The sequence below is a fragment of the Pseudomonas sp. 05T35 genome (assembly GCF_056396605.1).
Map to the genome: position 1 here is coordinate 1 of NZ_JBFTLU010000336.1, position 5,128 is coordinate 5,128.

General features: G+C 53.5%; 5 protein-coding genes and 1 pseudogene. 3 read left to right on the forward strand and 3 right to left on the reverse strand.

Translation table 11 applies throughout. The features are described 5' to 3' along the window. A pseudogene (locus tag AC1DH9_RS21945) lies at positions 1–327 on the reverse strand (dihydroorotase); the annotation flags it as partial. A gap of 156 nt (positions 328–483) precedes the next feature. On the opposite strand from AC1DH9_RS21945, the gene AC1DH9_RS21950 reads away from it, so the two are divergent. Together AC1DH9_RS21950 and AC1DH9_RS21955 are read left to right on the forward strand one after the other, a co-directional pair. Next, positions 484–1,392, forward strand: coding sequence for a flagellar protein MotY (locus AC1DH9_RS21950; protein WP_427536245.1), 909 nt, complete (start codon positions 484–486; stop codon positions 1,390–1,392). Between the two features lie 129 nt (positions 1,393–1,521). Beyond that, positions 1,522–2,739: an argininosuccinate synthase gene (locus AC1DH9_RS21955; RefSeq protein WP_019693354.1), complete on the forward strand. Its 1,218-nt coding sequence runs from the start codon at positions 1,522–1,524 to the stop codon at positions 2,737–2,739. Between the two features lie 197 nt (positions 2,740–2,936). Here the strand turns inward: AC1DH9_RS21955 and AC1DH9_RS21960 are convergent, their stop codons facing one another. Then, positions 2,937–3,629, reverse strand: coding sequence for a hypothetical protein (locus AC1DH9_RS21960; RefSeq protein WP_427536243.1), 693 nt, complete (start codon positions 3,627–3,629; stop codon positions 2,937–2,939). Between the two features lie 484 nt (positions 3,630–4,113). Between AC1DH9_RS21960 and AC1DH9_RS21965 the strand changes: the two genes are divergently transcribed. Continuing rightward, positions 4,114–4,740, forward strand: coding sequence for a response regulator (locus tag AC1DH9_RS21965; protein WP_477808772.1), 627 nt, complete (start codon positions 4,114–4,116; stop codon positions 4,738–4,740). A gap of 186 nt (positions 4,741–4,926) precedes the next feature. Here the strand turns inward: AC1DH9_RS21965 and AC1DH9_RS21970 are convergent, their stop codons facing one another. Then, complete coding sequence (locus tag AC1DH9_RS21970; RefSeq protein WP_019693351.1) at positions 4,927–5,106, reverse strand: PA3496 family putative envelope integrity protein; 180 nt, start codon at positions 5,104–5,106, stop codon at positions 4,927–4,929. Between the last annotated feature and the right edge of the window lie 22 nt (positions 5,107–5,128).

Genomic DNA, 5,128 nt, shown 5'->3' on the forward strand with positions numbered 1-5,128 from the left:
GTTGGTGGTCGCGCCAGCCGGATACAGCTTGGCAGCGTGAACGAAACCGCTGGCCTTGGCCTCGCGAATTTCATCGGGTGTAGTCCGGTCGGTCAGGTAAAGCACCATCAGCGGTTCGAAACGGCTGCCGGCCGGGCGCGCAGCGAGAATACGCTGGCGATAGGCGTCGGCTTCAGCGGCGTTACGCACCGGTGGTACCAGGTTAGGCATGATGATCGCGCGACCAAAGGTGCGCGCGACATCCGCGACAGTATTGGGCAACACAGCACCATCGCGAAGATGAATATGCCAGTCGTCGGGACGCAGCAGGGTCAGGCGGTCGGACATTGGGGATTCCAGGCGGGTCAAACTCAAGGGAATGCTACCGGAAAAGACTCATCCAGGCACTCGCTATCAAGTTTTGCAGCAAGCTTCCGATATCACAAAGGTATGCCGTAATTATATGTATCGGTCTTTTTGTTGTAGAAGCCAGTGGAGCCTCCCGTGCGCCAGCGTTATTTAGCCTTGCTCAGCGTGTTTGCCAGCCTTCCTGCCATGGCGCTCACTTTCCAGACGCGTCTGGAGAGCATCGAGTGGACGGTCGAAGGCGACAAATTCGAATGTCGCCTGAGCCAGCCGATTGCCGATTTCGGTTCGGGCGAGTTCGTGCGGCGCGCAGGCGAGCAGGCCACCTTTCGTCTGAAGGCCTACAACCCGATGATCACCGGCGGCTCGGCGACGTTGCTGGCCGCCGCTGCGCCTTGGCAGCCGGGGCGCGGCGATATCAATCTGGGGTCGGTCAAGGTTGGCAGCGGTGATGTGCTGTTCAACAGCTCGCAACTCCAGGCCGGACGCCTTATCGGCGGTTTGATGGACGGTCGCAGTCCGCTGATTCGGCATTATTCGCGCGATGGCGGAGTGTCGGAAGTCCGTTTGTTGCCGGTCAGTTTCAGCAAGGCCTACGCCGATTATCAGGCGTGTGTCGCCAAGTTGCTGCCGATGAATTACGAGCAGGTGAAGCAGGCTGAGGTTGGTTTTCCGGGCGGTGGTATCGATCTGGACGCGCAGGCCAAGGCCAAGCTGCAGGTCATGCTGACCTTCATGAAGGCCGACCCGACGGTCAATCACATCGAACTCGACGGTCATTCCGATAACAGTGGCAATCGCCTGACCAACCGTGATCTGTCCCGGCGCAGAGCGCTGGCGGTGATGGACTTCTTCAAGGCTAATGGCATTCAGGAGTCGCAAATCACGATGCGCTTTCACGGCGAGCGTTATCCGTTGGCCCCCAACACCAACACCGCCAATCGGGCGAAGAATCGCCGGGTCAACGTTCACCTTGAGCGCGTTGCACCCACCGATAAACCGGCGCCGCAAGTCAGCTCGGCAAGCAGTGCCGCAACGACCTCCTGAACTGGCTGAAATAGTCGCCCGCTCGACATAATCTGTCGCTTCGTCATCATAAGCTGTCGCGCCTCTGTAATTTATCCTCTCACGGCGGTAGACTTCTCGGCTTTCCGTAGAACCCCGTGGAGTGATGGCATGGCGGACGTAAACAAGGTCGTTCTGGCGTATTCCGGCGGCCTGGACACTTCGGTGATCCTCAAGTGGCTGCAGGATACTTATAACTGTGAAGTGGTGACCTTTACCGCTGACCTGGGTCAGGGTGAAGAGGTCGAGCCGGCCCGCGCCAAGGCACAAGCCATGGGCGTAAAAGAAATCTACATCGACGATCTGCGCGAAGAATTCGTGCGTGATTTCGTTTTCCCGATGTTCCGCGCCAACACCGTTTACGAAGGCGAGTACCTGCTGGGTACTTCCATCGCTCGTCCGTTGATCGCCAAACGCCTGATCGAAATCGCCAACGAAACCGGCGCAGATGCCATTTCCCACGGTGCGACCGGCAAGGGCAATGACCAGGTTCGTTTCGAGCTGGGCGCTTATGCACTCAAGCCAGGCGTGAAAGTGATCGCCCCTTGGCGCGAGTGGGACCTGCTGTCCCGCGAGAAGCTGATGGATTATGCGGCGAAGCACGCGATCCCGATCGAACGTCACGGCAAGAAAAAATCCCCGTACTCGATGGACGCCAACCTGCTGCACATTTCCTATGAAGGCGGCGTGCTGGAAGACACCTGGACCGAGCACGAAGAAGACATGTGGCGCTGGACCGTCTCCCCGGAGAACGCTCCCGACAAGCCGCAATATCTGGAGCTGACTTACCGCAACGGCGACATCGTTGCACTGGACGGCGTCGAAATGACTCCGGCTACCGTGCTGGCGACCCTGAACCGTATCGGTGGCGAACACGGTATCGGCCGTCTGGACATCGTCGAGAACCGTTACGTGGGCATGAAGTCCCGTGGCTGCTACGAAACCCCTGGCGGCACCATCATGCTGCGTGCTCACCGGGCGATCGAGTCGATCACTCTGGACCGCGAAGTGGCTCACCTCAAAGACGAGCTGATGCCTAAATACGCCAGCCTGATCTACACCGGTTACTGGTGGAGCCCTGAGCGTCTGATGCTGCAACAGATGATCGATGCTTCCCAGGCGCATGTGAACGGTGTGGTTCGCCTGAAGCTGTACAAAGGCAACGTGATCGTCACCGGTCGCAAGTCCGATGAGTCGTTGTTTGATGCCAACATTGCTACCTTCGAAGAAGATGGCGGCGCCTACAACCAGGCTGATGCAGCCGGCTTCATCAAGCTGAACGCTTTGCGTATGCGCATCGCCGCAAACAAAGGCCGCAAGCTGTTCTGATGCGGTTGGCATGATCGACGATTGTGGCCCCGTTTGTAACGGGGCCACAATGTGATCGAGGAATTCGTGTGTGGCTGTTTGCCTTCTGAGTCCGTGTCACCAGGACTTTGTTTTTAACTTCCTGGATTGTCTATCCCCCCCCTTTCTGTTCTGTCTCTGTCAGAGACTATTTACCCGGCCACTGTACTGGGTCGGTGTCAGTGCCGGCTGACGACGGTCACCGCCAATGTGCTCAAGTTATAACTCATGTAAAAAGACTCTTTGGGCTCCAACGCTTTTGCATCTGATTTTTTGAGTGCTCTTTCGTTAATCAAATGTTCCGACTCGCCGCTTGTCAGAAAGACGATCACTTCACGGTGGTGGTGTTTCCTTGAATAGAGTGCGTTCATCAAATTGTCGACATCTTTCTTTTTGCGAATCCATCGTGCATCAATAATTCGCATGCCGTGTATCGACGCAGGTAAAGACACCGGGTGTTGAGTCGAAAGGTTCGCGATGAAGGTTATATAGGCGGGTGGAGCGGGCGCGCTCTGAAGAAGATAGTCGGGTTTACGTCCTTTGATTGAGTTGGGGTGATTGTCCTCTTCAACAGGGTCGTTGATGGAGGTGCTTCCGTTTTTTTCTGGTCGAGAAGCATCGTCGATGACTTTTACAAACTGCTTGCTCTTTTGGAAATCAGAAGGTGCATACAGTGATTTGTAGTTAAAGTTTAGTGTGATGAAAAATAAAAAGAGCAGGTAAAAAGGGAAGCTGATCAAAAACCAGATGTAAGTCTGGCGCTCCTCGTTGTCAAGAAAAGGCAACGATACGGCTGCCGACGTTTCGGAGAGCGTCGCGAATATTGCAATTATGGTCATCGGGTTGGATATTTTTTTTTGAGTTTTTGTCATTTTGATTACTCGTTAAATAGTGATCTATAGTGGATTCCTTGTGGGTGAAAATATTAAGTGGTAGTGGTTGTCGGGTATTGATTTATTACTTTTTGTAAAGGCTTTGTGGATCGGTCTGCTTTGCAGTTTTATCACTATTTTTAACGGATCAATAGCCTTGTTTTTGTGTGATTAATGTAGGTGGGTGAAAACGGGTTGTTTTGATAATAGACTCATGTTTCATGAATGGCCGGGATGGCGTGTGTATCGTCAGCTGTTTTTTTTTTGATGTCCGCAGAAAAAATACAGATGACCGGAGGAGGGTAAAGCCTCGAATAAACTTTAAGCGACATTGTTTTCTATGAAATCCTGTAGGGAAAATCCTTGTTGTTTGTAGGGATTGTCTCTCGGTGTAGGTGGTTGGGCTGGGCAGCATCCCAAGGTCGAAACGACTACGCTATTGTGCGGGCTCTAAAAATTCGAACAGCGAAAATTGGACTTGCCCATGAATAAAGTGCTGATCGTGGATGATCACCCCGTCATTCGTCTTGCTGTACGTATGCTAATGGAGCGTCATGGCTACGAAGTCATTGCCGAAACGGACAATGGTGTCGATGCCTTGCAACTTGCCCGTGAACAGATGCCGGATATCGTGATACTGGATATCGGTATTCCGAAACTGGATGGCCTGGAAGTTATTGCACGCTTGACCTCGACGACCATGCCTTTGAAAGTGTTGGTCTTGACGTCGCAGGCCCCCGGTCACTTTTCAATGCGTTGCATGCAGGCAGGGGSTGCCGGGTATGTCTGCAAACAGCAGGACCTCACCGAGTTGCTCAGTGCAATCAAGGCTGTATTGTCAGGATATAGCTACTTTCCGAATCAGGCGTTGCACTCGGTTCGCTCAAGTTTGGGAAACGCGAGTGAAGCAGACATGGTGGATCGGCTGTCAGGAAGGGAGATGATGGTTTTACAACAGTTGGCCCGAGGCAAGACCAACAAGGAAATTGCCGATGGAATGTTTCTCAGCAATAAAACCGTCAGTACTTACAAAACGCGTCTGCTATTAAAGCTCAATGCTCGCTCGCTGGTAGACCTGATCGAGCTTGCGCAGCGTAATGGTCTGGTTTGAATCTCTCGGGGCGAGTAGTGCTTTGTGCACGGAAAGCGTCTGAAGGTAAGCGGAATCTGATCGGTTTTTGAGTCGCCGGATGGCTTGCCCTGATGTCCCCGCCGCGCCGGACTCATTGAATCAGAGAGCATTGCCCAGCGCTTGAGGGAGTGCTGAAAAGCCTCCATTTCGGGAGGCTTTCAGGTGTTAAAGGTCAAAGTCGTAATCGGCCAGTTGCTTTTGCAAGCGGCGCTCCTCCAGGAGATTATCGATGGTGCGACGTTTGCTCAGGTTGGTCTTCGCTACCTCTACCACAGGCTCGGCATCATCGGCCTCAACGGAGATGAAGTCGTCTTCTGTGTCCAGTTGTTCTTTGCCAGTGCTCATAAGGTTAACTCCAGGCTAAGAC

Bases quoted from the DNA above. Each gene is read 5' to 3' on its own strand.
- AC1DH9_RS21955 (WP_019693354.1), top strand. From the start codon at position 1,522: ATGGCGGACGTAAACAAGGTCGTTCTGGCGTATTCCGGCGGCCTGGAC.
- AC1DH9_RS21960 (WP_427536243.1), bottom strand. From the start codon at position 3,629: ATGACAAAAACTCAAAAAAAAATATCCAACCCGATGACCATAATTGCA.
- AC1DH9_RS21970 (WP_019693351.1), bottom strand. From the start codon at position 5,106: ATGAGCACTGGCAAAGAACAACTGGACACAGAAGACGACTTCATCTCC.